The following is a 16,515-nucleotide window of genomic DNA, read 5'->3' on the forward strand; positions in this document are numbered from 1 at the left end:
GGCCGTCAAGCACCACCGGCTTCTTGCCGATCTCGACAATCTTCGCCCCAGGGTCCTTCTCCCGCTGCTTATCCAGCAACGCCTGCGCCGCCTGCTGCAACGCCAGGTCCGCTCGCGCCTCCTGCTCGCTCGCGTAGTCCTTGCCGTTCATCCGCGCACGAATCGCCTCTTGCTTCTCCGCGTTGATCAGCGTCTGAACCTTCTTCTGCTCCGCCAGCACCGACTGCACCTGAGCAAAGTCCTTGTCCTTCGCAAATCGATCCAGACGCGACTCCAGCCCCGCCGTCTGCTTGAGCGAAGTCTCCAGCCCCTCCATCGATGCCAACGACGAGTCCACGTCACGTTGGAGCGCGTTCACCGCATTCAGCGACGCCAGTGCCGAGGCCACCTCCTCCTTCGTGTGATACACACCTCGACCCTTGTCCGCGCGCAACGCGTCCGCCAGCCCCTTTTGCCCCGCCTTATCGGCCTGAGCGATCGCCGACTCCAGCGCTTGATATGTCTCCTTGGAAACAACCCCGTTCACCGGCAGAGCATTACCCGCGACATCCGCAGGGACCCTCACCAACAGCCCCTGGGCCCCCTTTTCAACTTTGAGATATACCGGCCCGCCCTCGCGCGTCACCAAATCACCATGCGCCTTGGGCTTCAGATCCGCCCCCAGAATCAGGCGGGTCTTGGCATCCACCAACCCGTCGCCCGTCACCGGTTGAACCGTCGGTGCCACACCCTCCGTGGGAATCACCAAATGTCCGCTCTTATCCCGGTACACCGGTCGCTCCTGCGCAGTCACATACGCAGGCTCATGCCTCAGGTACTGGCCAGCCACGACGGCGTCGTTCGTTGACTTGAACTTCTGAAGAGCGCTGTCCCATTGCCAAACATGGTGGTCTGCGCCGACCATCTCCAGACGATTGTCGGCCGAAACAACCCGCAACCCCGTCCGAGTGCGAGTCTGAAGATCTAGCTGCATGCCCTGCGCGTCGATCAACACGTTGTGCGGCGTCGAATTATGGCCAGACACATCAACGTATCGATTTCCCGTCCGATTCCCGGTCTCCGAATGAATCTCGTTATTCTCGTGGTCGACCAGCGCACCACTGACCTGTTTGCCATCTGCGTCGACAAACACCAGCTTCTTATTGACGCGGTCAAACTTCACATATACCGGCGTCTTGCTATCTTTGACCTGCACGTCAATCGCTTTGGGCTTACCGTCCTTGCCAAGAATCAGTCCCGTGTTCAGATCAATCAGGTCCGTCGCAATCGCCTGACCTTGTGCGTCTACGACCCGGCCTTGCGAGTCCAGGAATACGCCCTCACCCGCAACACTGTCCAACGCTTTGTATTTTTTGTCCGCGTGCAACAAATAGTGGCCGCTGACTACTCGGTCACCCGTGGGTTGAAGATCATCACCCAATACGTCCGTGCCGTTTTCACCGACCAGAACTTTTTTGTCGCCACCAACGTCAACAAGCTGGAATTTCGTTGGCGCAAACTCACCGCTAGGTGTCTGACGATAAACAACGCCATCCTTCTGGATCACCCCGCCCCAAAGGGCGGTCGGAGTAACGGAATAATCAGTTCGCGAGATTTTGCCGTCAGCCCCCATCAAGAAAAGGTTTCCGTCCTCAGAAACAAGTTGTCCCGGCTTCATGCCTAAGACTAACGGCTTGAGTTCCAACTTCGTCAAGCCAACCCGAAAGCCCTGTTCGAAATTTTCATTTACGGCTACGCCGAGCCTCCCTTGGAAAGAAATCATGCCAACATTGCCACTCGCATCAACCAGCATTTCCCGAGCCACACCGTTAACTACGATAGACTTTGCTGCATAACCGGTAGGCTCCCAGCCCAAAATCATGTGGTGCCGGAAACTTGAAAAAAATGCTTCCGTATTCAAGATCCTCGGCAGAAATGCCTGCTTCTGGGCATCCATAACGACAGTGATACCCCCCAGCCTTTGAATACTTAAGCTAGTCTCGGTCACCTGATTTTCAGAACTGATCTCCGCCAAGTGACCTTTACTAGTCACAAACAAGCGACCATATTGCGGATCCTCCACAATATGAACACCCATGGGCTCGTATCCACTGGCGCTGCGACGCAACAGCTCTCCGCCGTCACTGACGATTATCTTATTGATGGATAACCCATCGCCCGCGATCCCACGTCCCTCGAATTTTCCAGGCAGGAGCCTCCTTTCCGCATTGACGACCTCAAGCAGTTTCCCAACCGACTTCATCTCCTGCTGACTGTTAGGCTCATAAACGACATTATCCTTAGTCGCAACAAAGCCTTGAGTGGTCTCCGCGATCGCGTAACCCGCTTCCTTAAATTTCCCCCAATCTCCAGGTTCCTTGCCGTCGCCAGGCAAAACAATCTTGTTATCGCCATTAACGACCGTTACACCAAGCCCCAAGACATCGACGACTTTGTGGTCACTATGGGCAGTCTCACCGTCAAAGAGCTTGCCATCTTTGTCGACCATGATCGTCGTCGCCTCTTTCGCTCCCAAGGCACGCCACTTAACAACACGAGCGATTTCTTTTCCGTCATCGCCTCTCAGAATCGACACAGGTTTGGCTAACGTACCGAGCCCATCTTGAAAAGGATCAAAATTAGCCCGTTTATGCTCAACAATCTTCTCTTTCGCAACGGATTTGCCATCACCCGACACAAACTGCCCCGTCGGATTACCACTACCATCCAAGACCTCGAAAAGCTGCTCCCCCTCTTGCCTATGGGTGTCATCAGCCACGGAAATCGCGCGCGCATCCGTCGCACGAACTTTAACGGCAGTTCCACCGACATCTATTGTCATGACGGCTTTACTGGACACCGCGTCCACGACAGAGCCGTCCGAGTTAACGGACATCAATCGCTTAATGCCCCAGGCATCAATCCGATAGGCGAATCTGTGCCCAGCGCTGTCGGCGAATGTCTTCAGCGTGCCGTCTGCGTTCGCCTCCAACAAGCCATGCTCATTCGGTTTAGCATCGCTTGCGGCTTGGACCAGATGATCAACAGAATCAAACTTATTCTCGCCAGAATTAAACGCCCATACTTTCCCTTTGGCGTCAGCAAATACGCGCCTCCCAGCCGGGTCGGTAACACCGTCTAGCACATGATCAAAACTCGATAAAACTGACTGACCTGTTTTGCGGTCAACAACAACAACGCGATCACCATCAAGCCCGAATTCGAGGTTTTTGTTTTTCCCGAAAACAATGGTGAACTCGCCGTTATGCTCTTTAACGGACAAATCGAGCCCAAGACCCAAAGAGGAGTTTGAGCCAGCTAAATCGTAGCTACCTTCGGAGCGGCGAATCACGCCAGCATCACCTACTTTCAACTCACCGAAACGGACCGTCAAGGCAACACCTGAGCGGAGCTTCAACTCTTGCCCCTGAATACCCAATGCAGCGTCAAATACAGCACCAAATACAGCGCCTTGCATCCGACCGTCCGCACGAACAAAACTGAACTCTCCATTAACGCCCTTCTCCGCCCTAATCAGCTGGCCACCACCCAGCGCAAACACCTCACCAGCTTGCAACTCCGGCCCCAAAACTTCGGAGTGACTGTCGAAATCGAACCAATAAAACTTCTTTGCCCTAGGACTCCAAACAAGCCACGTATGAGGCACTGCTTTTCCATTGATGATGCGCATCCCCGACGCAGCGCCGGACACACGGATTTTCTTTATTTTAGTTGTCGAAGTATCAAAAAAAGTGCCGTTGTCCTTTTTTTGTCCGTTCGAATCAATATCCGCAACAGATCCCACATCCTTATTCAACTCGTCGTAAAGATGGGTCGTACCATCAAGCCGTTGACCATCTTCAGCATAGACATGCCCGTCCACGCCGTAATACACGACACGACCATCACTCGTCTTGAGCGGCAGCTTCGTCCATGCCTCAACACCCACTTGATGAATCGTCTTCGCCACCGGCTCCAACAACCCCGTATCCAAAATCGTTGCGCGCAACGAAATCTGCCCGCTCGGCGCAAACAATGCCCCACTTAGCGCCAGCACCCGCTGCGCCGCGATCTGGATCTGCGCATCCACCTTGCTGTTGGCCGAAATCACGCTTTGCACGCCTTGCGTCACGTTTTGCGTAGCTTGACTGCCAATATTGATCAGCGACGGCGTCGTGGTATTTTCCGTTCCTACCGTGACGTTGCCGTCAAGCGCGATCTCTTTACCATCGAGGGACACCTTGCCCGCAGCCGCATTGATCTCACCCACGTGCGACAACCCTCCGCCCGACTCCAGCGACACCGAGCTGCCTGCGCCTTGACTGTGGTTTTGAATCTTCCCTGAGTTCGACAACAGCGTGCGCATCAACGCATTGCGCCCCGCCGCATTCAGTTGAATCGAGCCGTCTCCCAGCGACTCCCCAAGCACCAGATCGCCCGAGTTGGCCACCAGCGCGTCCATCGCCGGCTTATTCACCGTCACCTTGAAGTTACCCAACTGAATCGTGGCCGCATCTGCGGCCACCATCGCGATGCCTCGTTCGCTGCTATTGGCATCCATGCCTGCGTGAATCGAGCCGGCATTGTTCACCGTGCTCGCCGAGAGCAGTGCGACAAACGTCTTGGCCGTAATCTGTGCGCCAGCCTCAACATTCACCATCCCCGTGACCAGGCCATTCGCACTCGCACCCAACGCGTTCGCGCCGGACATGAAACTATCCGGACTCATCGACAACGACGAGGCCACCAGCCCGCCTACGTTGACCTGCGCACCGCGCCCGAAGATGACGCCGTTCGGATCGACAATAAAGATTCGACCATTGGCATTGAGCATGCCTTGAATAGTGGTCGGCCCCATGTTGCCGATCACCTGATTCAACGTTGCCGAGTTGGCGTTGGGTTGAATGAACTGCACCGCCTCATTCGGGGCGATATTGAAGTCCTTCCACGTGATCACCGCCCGGTCCGAGCTCTGATTGATCGTCGTCTGATTGCCTTCTGGTTTGATCGATGCGGCACCCTGCACGACATCGCCACCCGAGACCGCCATGGCGGGCTTGACGGCAACGGCGCCTACGACGATCGCGGCGCGAGAGAGCAACCCCAGGAGCAGGCGCGAAGCGCCCACTTGGTGCTTCGCACGGCGACGCAGGAACAGGGAACGGAGGAAATTGAAGAACGCACGCATAGGATCCCCAGCGGTATCGAGTCAAGTAAGTTGCACGCGAGGATGCCGAAGATGCAGGCAAATAAAAATAGGCGAACGCCCATTAGGAATAGAGCAAGCAAGCAAGCAAGCAAGCAAGCAAGCAAGCAAGCAAGCAAGAGCCTTGCAACTTCGGCATCTCGCGTCTAGTCTTTTCTCGAAATTAACGAGGTTTCCCATCGCCGTGTTTCGTTTTATTTATTCTTGATCACGCAACAACGTCACTGCGATGCGACAATAAACTGCCCCACATAACTTGATACTGACGCAGCCGAAGAATTGACAACATCAGCGATCTTGGTTCAAGCCGCATGCTTGGCAGCTCATTGCGATTGCCCTTGCAGCTCGTGCTCTGCACACCGACCAACTTCCGCCCCTCTTTTCTTATGACCAAGGACCACCTCCCAGGGACGATCCCGAATCACACACTCAAGGATAACCATCATGATTGACGGCCTAGTACTCGGTAGATTGATGAGCGCTGCGGCCTGTCGCACCGATCAATACGGAAAGCCCTACGTGACCGCAACCGCTATCGCCGTCGACAACAGCGGCGCTCACATCTTCGTCAATGCGATCGCGTTTCACCCAACGGCTAGGCAAGCGCTATTAATGCTCAATGAAGGCGAGAGCGTGGCGCTCTCGGGTGGATTGAAGCTCAAAATTTGGACCGATCGCGAGGGGCAGAAACGCGCTGCGCTCGACATGGAAGTTCATTCGGTACTCACCCTGCATCACGCAAAATTCAAGCGCAAAGCCATGCAATACCTGGAGTCACGCCCCTTGCCGTCAAAGTCCTCTGCAAGCCGCGAAGATGCTTCAGACACCCTCGCGGTGAAAAGCGAATAGCGCCACTCGCCGCTATACGGCTTAGTCAACCTTGAAGTGAGTGGGCCTCCCCCCGATGGTCGGCGCGGCGACTCTAAATAGCCCGTATCCGTTGCAGCGACACACCCAACGTCGCTCGCAACCCGGGGCCCACTCACCTCAGGCTTGACGCCGGCCTTGCGACTCCAATTTGCCGCATCAAATAGGCCTTCGCCGATGTTTTTCCCCGGCCCGCATTTGATAACGTTTTCCGATCTAATTCGGCACAATGGATTTGCCGTTTATCGGCCCGGGCATGAGTGAGGTTATTGCAATGACAAAACGATACTGGACCACCGAGCGATTGGCACAGTTGAAGATCTATTGGGAAGCTGGGGCACCCGCCATGGAGTTAGCCAGGCGCTTTCCCGGTCACACCTGGCGCGCCTTGCAGGATCAGGCACGAAAGATCGGCGCAGTGCGCCCTGCCAAGCGGGTCTTGTTACGCCCCAAAATTATTCAATACATGAAGCGCAACAAGGGCGTGAGCATCGTCCAGACCGCACATGACCTCAACCTGACCAGTGATCAGGTGCGCCGCGTGTTTCAAGCGCTACGCCGCGAAAAACTCATCCACATCGCAGGGTTTCACCACGCCGCGGCACTCTTTGTGTACGGTCCAGGCCAAGATATCACTCGCAAGCAATGGGCAATGTATTGCGCCCACAATGCCAACGCGAGAATCGTCGAGAGCCTTCAGTCTAGCGAGGCCGCATGGCCGACGATCAGAATCACGAAAGCCAACGAGCAACGATGTAGCGTCGCGCGCGACCCTCTTACTGCCGCTTTTTTTGGGCAAACTCCGTGAATGCCCACGTCTCGCCATCGGTTTCAGGCGCATGGTTTGCTCCCCTCGTATCGACAAGGCCGTTGATGCTCTGACGGAAGTCCAGCGGTTCGCGGTGGCAACGGCCCTTCGTCAAACTGGCACACGGCAGCATCCCGAGCATCTCGGTAACCACCGTCAGCTCAGTCAGGGCTGATTTCTTAATATCGAACCCGGTGCCATTGGGCAAGCGAACGTGTACGGTAGCGGTAATCTGCGCTCGAGCACGTAGGCGAGGTAGGCTTCGGGGTTGATGCGGTTCAGGCGCGCCGAGCCGATGAGACTGTACATCGCCGCAGCGCGCTCACCGCTCTGGTGCAAGTATCCCGCTTTGAGCAGACCCTGAACGTAGTTGCGAACCAAGCTCAGCGTTGTGCCCGAGGCCACTGCCAGGCCCGACTGGGTGATCTCGGTACGCTGCGCACGTATGGTTCGCCAGATACGCTCGCGCGCTGAGGGACCTGCCTGATACACGATCATGACACGCGTACCGGCCGCGCCGTTTCAGACAAAGCCCGGCGCGTTGGGGCACGTCCCGTGTACAACGGGACCCCCTTGATATCCTCGATACTCACCTCAGCGAGCCCATACGTCATGGCGTACTCGCGAAGCGCAACCAAGTTCACGCACACTCGCCTGACCGAGCCGCGCGCGAGCTCTACCAGGTGAGAGAGCACGTCGGGCGCAAGACTCACCCCAGGGGCGTAGAGCGGCGAGAGCGCGATGGCATCGGCAAGCGTCACCGGTGGTGCCGGTGCCCATGTGAGCACACGCGAATGAAACCGCTCCCAGCGCTCAAGCTTGCGCGGCAATAGCTCTTCGCCTACCAGCAGCAGCGCCCCGTGAGACCCCTCATAGAGGTCACACGTGAGCTCCACAAGCGTATCGGACTTGGTGCAGTAATCAAACTCATCGATGATCAATGCACGTCCCGAGCGGGATAATTGCTCGCACACCAGATCAAGCAGTGCTGCATTGGTATGCCGGCCGTGCGCGATGCCCATCTCAAACAAAATCTTCTCCAACATCGTTTTCGTGCGCCAGGCGCTGCGCATACTCACATAGTACGCACGCGACTCCAGCGCCAGGGCGTTGGTCGCAAACGTTTTTCCCCATCCGGCCGGTCCGTACAGCACACCGATGCCAGGCACGCCTGAGCACCTCTGCGCGAGTCGCGTGAGAGTTGTCGCCACCAGATCAAGCGTCGCAATCGGCGCCACATCCGCCGTACCTGCTGATTGCACTTCGCTCATGCGAAACCCCACTGGACAGGCGCAGCCATGCGCGCGTTATCGGACACATGGTTCGCCTTGTTCTTGTGCTTGCGCATGGCCGTCACAAACTCCGGCGTCTGTGGATACTGCGCCCACCATCGTTGCAAAACGGGATGGGACAGGGCCTCGCCGTCGCGGCGTTTTGCCTCCAGTGTGAGCCACAAGGCCAAGCGCGCTTCGGGCGTTGCCGGCACGGGGCCACGTGGCGCCAGGTTAGACAGCGGTGCCGAAGGCGCCGGCAGAGTCCCGTGCACCTCGTTCAGTGCCTGCGCCGCATCTGCTGCGCCTTGCAATCGCGCGGTACGATGCACCATTCCCCTCGGTGCTGGGTCAGGAGAACACGACTGCGTGCGCCCCAATCCCCCCTGTTCGGTCACCCATTGCCGCACCAAGGCGTCAGGGCACACTTTGGGGCGTTTGAGCGCGCGCAACTGTGCGTTCATGTGCTCTCGCTGATGCCGCTTGGACAACACGGCCACCTGTTCACGGGAGATCCCGCTGCGCTCGGGGTTTCTCGCCACACAAACAAACGCACCATCGTCCCCGTACACCACCACCTCTCCCCAATCCGGGGTGATACGCACACGCACGCGTTGGCCGATCGCCACGCCAAGCTCCGGCGCAATATATTGCACGCCATGAATACGTAAGCCCTTCTTCGTTACCGTATAGATACCCTTGCCGAGCGGCGCGGCAAGCAGTAAATCCAGGGCACGCACATCATCAATACGCCGAATCGGCGTTCCCGCTTCGCTCGCCCGTTGCTGCGGCGACATCCCTAGCCCCGCGTGAGGGCGACGTTCATAGACGTCGCGCAACCACTGATCAATGAGCGAGCGCAGTTGCGTGGCCGGCATAGCCAGCGTCACCGTCTCGTCTGGCCGAAACAAGCGCTCACTAAACGCCTGACGTGCTTCGATGGCGCTGCGCTCGGCTACGTGATGCCCAATAAAGGACGAGAGCCCTTCCAGAATCGAGTGCAGCAGGCTCTGGATGCCACGCTCGACGTGTGGCTTTTGCCACGGCGAGAAGGGCGCTGTCGTGCGCTGACGGATGTCCAGCGCTTTGAGCGTCTCCACAAACTCCCGGCTTTGGTAATCGCGCCCGTTATCGGTAAGCACCGTTTGCGGCACGCCCCACGCCAGCATCGCCTGGCGCAGCGCATATTTGTGCGTTTCAGTCTTGGACGTGGGCGCGAGCACCACCTGCATGCGCCGACTGTACACGTCCAGCACCACCGAGGCACAGTAGCGGCGCTGGCGACCATCCTCGTCGGTGAGCATCCAGTCCGCGGGCGTTGCGTCCATCTCCCAGCGCTCATTAAGGCACGACACATCAGCGCTGGCGTCACCAAAGGCGCTCATATATCGATTCTTCCATGCGTCAGGGTTCGTTGCCGCCGTGTAGAGTGAAGCGTGCTGACGACGCCAAGCACCCACAAACCGGTACGTCACGCCGTATGACGGCGGTGTAAAAAGCACCGCCGCGCTTTTCGCATCCACCGAGGCCTGCGCGAGCAAATGCACCAAATGTCGGATCTTCAGTGTCGGCTGTGCCACGAGCAGCGCCAAGAGTGTCTTTTCGAGTGCAGGCTGACGAGTGATTTGATTGATACCCCGGTGCTGGCGTCCATCCTTGGCATCGATCAGGCCTGCCGCACCCTCTCGCTCGTAATTGAGCACCCAGCGCTGCACGGAGCGCGCAGAGACCGTGGCATATGCGCCCCGCACGTCGGCACTGAGCGCCACCTCTCGGGTGTTATAGGCATGTGCGTAGGCCTGCCACGCCACGCTTTTGCGCATCGGCTGCACCGTGCGGAACCATGCGTGCCAGTGCTGCACAATCTCGTAACGCGCGTCGAAGCGAGCACGCACGCCAGAGGGAAGTGGCTGTAGCAGGCGTTTGAGGTTCGCTTGGGCGCGAGCATGACGCGCGTCATGACAGGCTTGTGCTTCGTCGCGCAAAGCGCTGAGTTGCGCCAGCGAGCGCTGTGCAGCCTCACCCCGCGCCTGAATATCGCGATGACGCGCGAGCGCTCGCTGGACTTCGGGCGGCAAGGACACAAGATCAAATAGCTTACAGGTGCCACCGCGTACCCGCTGCGGCGTAAATGGCCAGTGCTCGCGCACTGCACGACGCTCAACGCAGCGCTTGGTCACCCGCAGTGCTTGAGCGAGCGTCGCGAAGTTGACCGGGCTCGGCTGTGAAATCGATGGACGGATTGTCATGGGAGCGAAACATAACACCCAGGTACCGCGTCATCAAATGCGCCCTGCGTGTCGCACTTGACAGCGCAGGAAATCTAACCCTCATCACGCAATGCCTGTATTTCTGGACCTCTCGCTCAAGCCCAGTGCCTCACGCAAGTGCGACTGTGGGGTCGCACTTGGGCTCGCCCGTAGTCCGCCCATTCGTGGCGCATCGCTAGGCTCCGCTCGCGCCCCAATCAATGGCCAACCCAGCCCGGCGCACCAATGCCGGGCGGGTTCGAGCGGACAATCACCACGCCTCAGATCCATGCGCAGAATCTGATCAAAAATGCGCAGAAAGCGCTCAAACCGATAGCAAAAAGTGCGCAAAATCCATGCATAAAGTGTGCATTTTGTGCATTCTTGTGCCAATTGCTTGAGTTCACTCTACGCCCGTAAAACCCTTTATTTCATTGGCGCTCCGACCCATGCGTCGCGCTTTCTCGCATGTGCCAAAATGAGCACTACCCCACAGGTGACGACGAAGTCCGCCTTCGACGGCCGCCGCAACCCGCCGTTCAGGCTTTGGGCCGACGCAGATCGAACATCGGTCCCGATCTCGGCATAATCGCCGAGATAGCCCGCCCGCATGACGGGATGCGCCTTCGCCGTATCGAACAGGCCGTCCTCGCGCAGGTATTCGCGGCGGATATGCACACCGACCACTTGCCCCAGCGCCAGCCAATTGTTCATCGGTTTGCCCTCCAGGTCGTGCATGCGCACGATTTGCAGTAGCCTGCACTCGAGTGACGCCGGCGATTCGGCCACGTGCGGTACGGCGACATTCACGCCGGACGCCTTCGTGAGGCCGGCCAGTTCGAACTCGTCGATCTCGGGCCCCACCGGCGCGGACGTGCGGTTCATCTGCCCGACGAGCGACTTGCTCGTGAGATTCCAGACGAACTCGCGCGTGGCTTCGATGTTGGCGATCGAATCCTTGTAGCCTTCGCTGCAAAAGCCGATGATCGGCGGGAATGTCGCGAACGCGCCGAAGAAGCTGTACGGCGCGAGGTTGACCCGGCCCTCGGCGTCGCGGCTCGAGATCCAGCCGATCACGCGCGGCGCGACAATGGCCTTGAACGGATCGTGCGACAGGCCGTGGCCCTTGGCGGGGTCGTAAAAGTGAACGTCGTCGTTGGACATGGCAGAAAGCATGAAAAGAGATGCGCGACAGATGTAGGCGAAAAACTCAAGCGAGATGATGCCAGGGTTCGCGGCGCGGCTCGCCCGTGCGGGCCGCGAATATCAGCCTGCCGCCCTGCGCCCGAGGCGCAAAATCAGATCGCGGTGCGCGGGCCACCGTGCGGCCAGCGCCGCCGGGTCCGCCATCTCGAAATCCTCGAATGCGAAGCCCGGCGCCACCGTACAGCCAACTAGCGAAAAGCGCGACGCCGGTGCCGGCTGCGCGGCAAACCAGTGACCGGCACGCACCACATGCTGCAAACGTTCGCCCGCCGAAATGCGGCTGCCGAGCGCCGTCGTCGTCAGTGCGCCATGAGCGTCGATCTCGTGGACCCAAAGCGCGTCGCCGAGATGGAAGTGCCATATCTCGTCGCTGCGAATACGATGAAACGCCGAGAAGTCGCCCGCTTCCAGCAGATAGAGAATCGCGGTGCTGACGCTGCGCGGGCCCGAAAAGCCCGGCGGCAACGCGTTCGCCTCGATCGTATCGGCCGAGCGATACGTCTCCCGATAAAAGCCGCCCTCGGGGTGCGGTTGCAATGCGAGTGAAACAACGAGCTCGGCGGCAGGCGTCATGGGCACTCCAGAGTCGATGCGAAAGACGGCAGCAAACACCCCACACGATAGCGCATTGCCGCCGGACTCTGCTGATCGACCCGGCGCATACGCGGCGCGGTTCATTGAACAAAACAGATATTCCGTCACGTAAAACCGCGTGCGGCGTCGGGCAGCGGCACCAATGCGCGCCAGACCCGCGCAAATCAAGGGGCGGACGCCGACGCTCCCACGGCCCGACGCGAATCGTCGATTTGTGCGACGATTCGCTTGTTGCGTCGCGTCAGGGCGGCGCGTTTTTCATTGTCCGCGCCGCAACGGCGCCGTCCGACCATGCCCGCCAAGCTCAAGATTGATTTTGTCTCCGACGTCGCCTGCCCGTGGTGCGCGATCGGCCTTGCCTCACTGAAGACCGCGCTCGGGCGCCTGGGCGACGAGGTCGACGCCGACCTGAGTTTCAGTCCGTTCGAACTCAATCCCGACATGCCCGTCGACGGCGTGCCGCTCGCCGACTACATGGCGCGCAAGTACGGCCTCTCGCCGGAGCAGATGGCGCAGAACCGCGCGAACATCAGCGCCCGCGCGGCCGCCGAAGGCTTCCCGATGCGCCTCGATCTGCGCACGCACACCTACAACACGTTCGACGCGCATCGCCTGCTGCACTGGGCCCAGACGATCGGCAACGACAAGCAGCTCGCACTCAAGGAAGCGCTGTTGCGCGCCTATTTCGTCGAAGGCAAGCGCACCAGCGATCCGGAAGTGCTGGTCGAGGCCGTGCAACGAGCCGGGCTGGACGCGGCCCGTGCGCGCGAGATCCTGGCCTCGCACGAGTACGCCGAGCAGGTGCGAGCGCTGGAGCGCCACTACCAGAATCTCGGCATCCGTTCGGTGCCCGCCATCATTTTCAACAATCGTCATCTCGTGAGCGGCGGCCAACCGCCGGAAGTCTTCGAGCAGGCCATCCGCCAAATTCTGGCCGAGGGCTGATCGCCATGTCGTCGCATCTTCCAACCGCCGACGCAACGGCGGCCGGCGCGCCGCTGTCGGTGCAGCCCCACGAGCCGCCGGCCACCGGCCGCGGCCTGGCCATGACGGCGATTCTGCTTGCCGTCTCCCTCGCCAGTCTCGACACGGCCATCGCCAATACGGCGCTGCCACAAATGGCGCTCGATCTGAAGACCACGCCGTCGGCGTCGGTGTGGATCGTCAACGCGTACCAGCTCGCCATGGTGGCAACGCTGCTGCCGTTCGCCTCGCTCGGCGAGCGCGTCGGCCACAAGCGGGTGTTCATGGCGGGCGTGGCGGTGTTCCTCGTGGCGTCGCTGCTGTGCGCGCTCTCGCCGACGCTCGGCTTTTTGGCAACGGCGCGCCTGCTGCAAGGCGTGGGCGCGGCCGCCGTGATGAGCGTAAACATCGCGCTCATCCGCTTTCTCTATCCGGCGCACCAGCTCGGACGCGGCGTGGGCCTGAACGCGCTCATCGTCGGCATCTCGTTCGCGGTGGGGCCGACGATCGCATCGCTCGTGCTGGCGTTCGCGAGTTGGCCGTGGCTGTTCCTGATCAACGTGCCGACGGGGCTGCTGGCGCTGGCGTTCTCGCGACGCAATCTGCCCGACACGCCGCGCAGCGAGCACCGGCCCGACATGGTGGCGGCCCTGCTCAACGTGGGGACGTTTGCGCTGCTGATCTTCGCACTGAGCCAGAGCGCACAGCAAGCCGACTGGCATCTCACGCTCGCATGCTTCGTGGGCGCGCTCGTGTTCGGCTGGGCGCTGATCCGGCGCGAGCGCGGGCATCGCGCGCCGATGCTGCCGGTCGACCTGCTGCGCCTGCCGGCCTTCGCGCTCTCGACCGTGACGGCCATCTGTGCGTTTGCGACGCAGGGCCTCGGTTTGGTGTCGCTGCCGTTCTATTTCGAGAACGTGCTGCATCGCAGCCCGATCGAGACCGGCTTCCTGATGACGCCATGGCCGTTCTTCGTGGCGGCGATCGCGCCGGTGGCGGGACGTCTCTCCGATCGCTACCCACCCGGGGCACTCGGCGCCATCGGTCTGGCCATGCTCAGTGCGGGCATGGCCTTGCTGGCCATCATGCCCGAGCACGCACAGCTGTGGGATATCGGCTGGCGCATGGCGTTGTGCGGTCTGGGCTTCGGCTTCTTCCAGTCGCCGAACCTGAAGGCGTTCATGCACAGCGCGCCGCCCGAGCGCAGCGGTGGCGCGAGCGGCATGGTGGGCACCTCGCGACTGCTCGGCCAGGCGACGGGCGCCGCGCTGGTCGCCCTGGCGCTCGGTCTGGCGGGCACGCACGGCTCGACCTGGGCACTGGCGTGGGGAGCCGTGTTTTCCGCGGCGGGGTGTATTGCGAGCGCAATGCGGTTGATGGGCAAGCGCGCGCATTGATCCCGTCCGGCGTCAGTGGGATGCAAAGCGCCGCCGGGTGCGGGGCTTTGCCGGGCGCCTTTGGGAAAACGTGGCGGCCAGTCGCGTTGGGGCAGTTCACGACTGGCAGCGCTCGACAACGCCGGTATTTCGTGGCGCGCTCGCCGTCGGAATGCCATTCAGACGAACATCGAACCGGGACACGGGTAACACGCCGTTTTTTGCGGCGATGAGCTCCGCCAAAATCGACACCGCGATCTCCGGGGGCGTTTTGCTACCGGTGTCAATGCCCGCGGGCCCTCGAAGTCGCTGTATTTGCTCTGCCGACAGGTCAAACTCTCGCAGGCGTTCGCGCCGCGCAGCATTGTTCCGCCGTGAACCAAGCGCTGCGACGTAAAACGCGGGGCTCCGGAGTGCTTCCATTAGCGCCAGGTCATCCAGCTTTGGGTCGTGGGTCAACGCGATGACTGCCGTTCGGACTCGTGATGGGCGCTACCTTGGCCTGTGTGATGTATGCCTTCGGCGTCACGGGCGACATTGTTTTCCTGTGCGCGGCGTTGCTGGGAATGGTGCTGGGCGCCGAGTTCGACGTATTGAGTTTTTTACTGAAGCGCTATTTCGGAATGAAAGCGGCGCCCAGCCAGTGATATTGCCGCTTCGGACGTTCAACATTCGCACGTCTAGGCTGGCCTTGGCGATGAGGCAAGCCATGTCGGTCTGAAAGGGTCGTTACGCACAAAGCGATGCTCGTGCAGTTCCAGAGCGACACATGGCAAGGCAGCCGCTGGGGCATCCAGGGCTTGGAAGAGCCGGGTGGCGGATTGAAGGCCCTGTTCCGTCACGAGAATGGCTTCACGGTCAGGGCGGGAGCTCGACCTCTGGACACCGTTACGTCATGACGGCGCAAGGGATGACGATGCCGACAACGACACCGATGGCGGCGCGTTCGTCCTGCGATTACGCCGCCTGCGCAGGCAGTGCGGGCACGTGCATCACGCGCGGTGGCGGCAGCCTCGTGACGGCGTGCATCTGCGCACGCAGCCAGTCGCGTGGACTGGCGCCGGTCTTGCGCCGGAACGCCCGCGCCAGCGCCGACGCACTGTCATAGCCCACTTCCTCGGCCACGCGTGCGATCGGCTGACCGTCGCGCAAGCGCTTCTGCGCGAGCCCGATACGCCAGTCGAGCAGATAATCCGCAGGCGACTGCCCCACGATTTCGCGGAACTGCGCCGCGAAGTTGGCGCGTGACATGTTGGCGGTGCTCGCCAGCGATTCGACGGTCCAGGGCTCGCCCGGCTGGTTATGGATGACGTGCAGCGCACGTGCAAGACGCGGATCAGCGAGCCCGGCGAGCATGCCGTGGCTCACGATACGCTGCTCCAGCACATGGCGCAGCAGTTGGATGACCAGCAGCTCGAACAGCCGGTCCATCACCGCGAGACGTCCGCACTGGGCGCCGAACGCCTCGGTGAACAGCCAGTTCAGCGTGAGCTCCAGCGTGGAGACCGATTGGGTCGGAAGCACGAGATACTCGGGCAGCGCGGCCACGAGCGGATTGTTGTGGCCGCCGTCGAACGACAGCGACCCGCACACGAGCTCGGCGCGCTCGCCTTCGCCGGCCAGCAGTTGGTGACGGTTGCGGCGAGGAAAGAAGATGAGCGACGGCTCGACGATGTCCTGCCGCGAGCCGTCTTCGAGAACCAGTTCGACTTCGCCGGCACGCAGCAAATGCAGATGCCCGCCGTCGTGGGCGTCGACACCATAGCTCACAAGGCCGCACAGGCCGCCGCTGTGGAATACGCCGGCGCGAACGCCGAAATTCGAAATCAGGGTGGAGAGCCGATCCATGACGCACTCATGACGTTAACCCGGTGCGCCAATTATGGAGGATTTATCCAGGCTTTGCTGCGACCGGCTCCGCCCTGCGGCACCCCTCATGTATCCCTCATGTATCCCTCATGTATCCCTCATGTATCCCTCATGTATCCCTCATGTA

The 16,515-nt window shown here is 60.3% G+C and carries 10 protein-coding genes and 3 pseudogenes; 5 read left to right on the plus strand and 8 right to left on the minus strand.

Annotated features, from left to right (window positions below; genetic code table 11):
• The coding region (locus CDN36_RS21275) for a two-partner secretion domain-containing protein (protein ID WP_502920395.1) at nt 1-5,029 on the minus strand (5,029 nt) is incomplete at its 3' end.
• Nucleotides 5,030-5,629: 600 nt separating this feature from the next.
• On the opposite strand from CDN36_RS21275, the gene CDN36_RS21280 reads away from it, so the two are divergent.
• A complete protein-coding gene (locus CDN36_RS21280; RefSeq protein ID WP_287497823.1) occupies nt 5,630-6,034 on the plus strand; it encodes a single-stranded DNA-binding protein in 405 nt (134 codons plus the stop codon).
• A 292-nt stretch (nt 6,035-6,326) separates the two neighbouring features.
• Nucleotides 6,327-6,860, plus strand: a complete 534-nt coding sequence (locus CDN36_RS21285) for a hypothetical protein (protein WP_287497824.1) — start codon at nt 6,327-6,329, stop codon at nt 6,858-6,860.
• Nucleotides 6,861-7,025: 165 nt separating this feature from the next.
• On the opposite strand, the pseudogene CDN36_RS22630 reads toward CDN36_RS21285, so the two are convergent.
• From CDN36_RS22630 to CDN36_RS21310, 5 genes and pseudogenes are all read right to left on the minus strand, one after another.
• Nucleotides 7,026-7,187, minus strand: a pseudogene (locus tag CDN36_RS22630) (transposase domain-containing protein); the annotation flags it as partial.
• A 167-nt stretch (nt 7,188-7,354) separates the two neighbouring features.
• The gene (locus CDN36_RS21295) at nt 7,355-8,131 is read right to left on the minus strand and encodes an AAA family ATPase (RefSeq protein WP_287497825.1); all 777 of its coding nucleotides are present in this window, start codon (nt 8,129-8,131) and stop codon (nt 7,355-7,357) included.
• Nucleotides 8,128-10,380: a DDE-type integrase/transposase/recombinase gene (locus CDN36_RS21300; protein WP_287497826.1), complete on the minus strand. Its 2,253-nt coding sequence runs from the start codon at nt 10,378-10,380 to the stop codon at nt 8,128-8,130. The genes CDN36_RS21295 and CDN36_RS21300 overlap by 4 nt, the downstream gene beginning before the upstream one ends.
• 539 nt (nt 10,381-10,919) lie before the next feature.
• Nucleotides 10,920-11,544 (minus strand): annotated as a pseudogene (locus tag CDN36_RS21305) (flavin reductase family protein).
• A gap of 102 nt (nt 11,545-11,646) precedes the next feature.
• Nucleotides 11,647-12,159: a cupin domain-containing protein gene (locus CDN36_RS21310; RefSeq protein WP_287497827.1), complete on the minus strand. Its 513-nt coding sequence runs from the start codon at nt 12,157-12,159 to the stop codon at nt 11,647-11,649.
• 312 nt (nt 12,160-12,471) lie between these two features.
• Here CDN36_RS21310 and CDN36_RS21315 point away from each other — a divergent pair, with 312 nt between their 5' ends.
• Nucleotides 12,472-13,125, plus strand: coding sequence for a DsbA family oxidoreductase (locus CDN36_RS21315; protein ID WP_287497828.1), 654 nt, complete (start codon nt 12,472-12,474; stop codon nt 13,123-13,125).
• A 5-nt stretch (nt 13,126-13,130) separates the two neighbouring features.
• On the plus strand, nt 13,131-14,540 hold the full coding sequence (locus tag CDN36_RS21320) for an MFS transporter (protein ID WP_287497829.1): 1,410 nt from the start codon (nt 13,131-13,133) through the stop codon (nt 14,538-14,540).
• 189 nt (nt 14,541-14,729) lie between these two features.
• Here CDN36_RS21320 and CDN36_RS21325 read toward each other — a convergent pair.
• Nucleotides 14,730-14,996, minus strand: a pseudogene (locus CDN36_RS21325) (XdhC family protein); the annotation flags it as partial.
• An 8-nt stretch (nt 14,997-15,004) separates the two neighbouring features.
• Between CDN36_RS21325 and CDN36_RS21330 the strand changes: the two are divergent.
• The gene (locus CDN36_RS21330) at nt 15,005-15,166 is read left to right on the plus strand and encodes a hypothetical protein (protein WP_287497830.1); all 162 of its coding nucleotides are present in this window, start codon (nt 15,005-15,007) and stop codon (nt 15,164-15,166) included.
• A 310-nt stretch (nt 15,167-15,476) separates the two neighbouring features.
• Here CDN36_RS21330 and CDN36_RS21335 read toward each other — a convergent pair whose 3' ends face one another.
• Nucleotides 15,477-16,367: an AraC family transcriptional regulator gene (locus CDN36_RS21335; protein WP_287497831.1), complete on the minus strand. Its 891-nt coding sequence runs from the start codon at nt 16,365-16,367 to the stop codon at nt 15,477-15,479.
• Nucleotides 16,368-16,515: the final 148 nt, after the last annotated feature.

The sequence above is a fragment of the Pandoraea sp. CB10b_02 genome, assembly GCF_002216225.1.
In the GTDB taxonomy this organism is placed as follows: domain Bacteria; phylum Pseudomonadota; class Gammaproteobacteria; order Burkholderiales; family Burkholderiaceae; genus Pandoraea; species Pandoraea nosoerga.

What these genes read in the sequence shown, in the direction of transcription:
- CDN36_RS21280 (WP_287497823.1), top strand. Translation starts at nt 5,630, where the DNA reads ATGATTGACGGCCTAGTACTCGGTAGATTGATGAGCGCTGCGGCCTGT.
- CDN36_RS21285 (WP_287497824.1), top strand. Translation starts at nt 6,327, where the DNA reads ATGACAAAACGATACTGGACCACCGAGCGATTGGCACAGTTGAAGATC.
- CDN36_RS21295 (WP_287497825.1), bottom strand. Translation starts at nt 8,131, where the DNA reads ATGAGCGAAGTGCAATCAGCAGGTACGGCGGATGTGGCGCCGATTGCG.
- CDN36_RS21300 (WP_287497826.1), bottom strand. Translation starts at nt 10,380, where the DNA reads ATGACAATCCGTCCATCGATTTCACAGCCGAGCCCGGTCAACTTCGCG.
- CDN36_RS21310 (WP_287497827.1), bottom strand. Translation starts at nt 12,159, where the DNA reads ATGACGCCTGCCGCCGAGCTCGTTGTTTCACTCGCATTGCAACCGCAC.
- CDN36_RS21315 (WP_287497828.1), top strand. Translation starts at nt 12,472, where the DNA reads ATGCCCGCCAAGCTCAAGATTGATTTTGTCTCCGACGTCGCCTGCCCG.
- CDN36_RS21320 (WP_287497829.1), top strand. Translation starts at nt 13,131, where the DNA reads ATGTCGTCGCATCTTCCAACCGCCGACGCAACGGCGGCCGGCGCGCCG.
- CDN36_RS21330 (WP_287497830.1), top strand. Translation starts at nt 15,005, where the DNA reads ATGGGCGCTACCTTGGCCTGTGTGATGTATGCCTTCGGCGTCACGGGC.
- CDN36_RS21335 (WP_287497831.1), bottom strand. Translation starts at nt 16,367, where the DNA reads ATGGATCGGCTCTCCACCCTGATTTCGAATTTCGGCGTTCGCGCCGGC.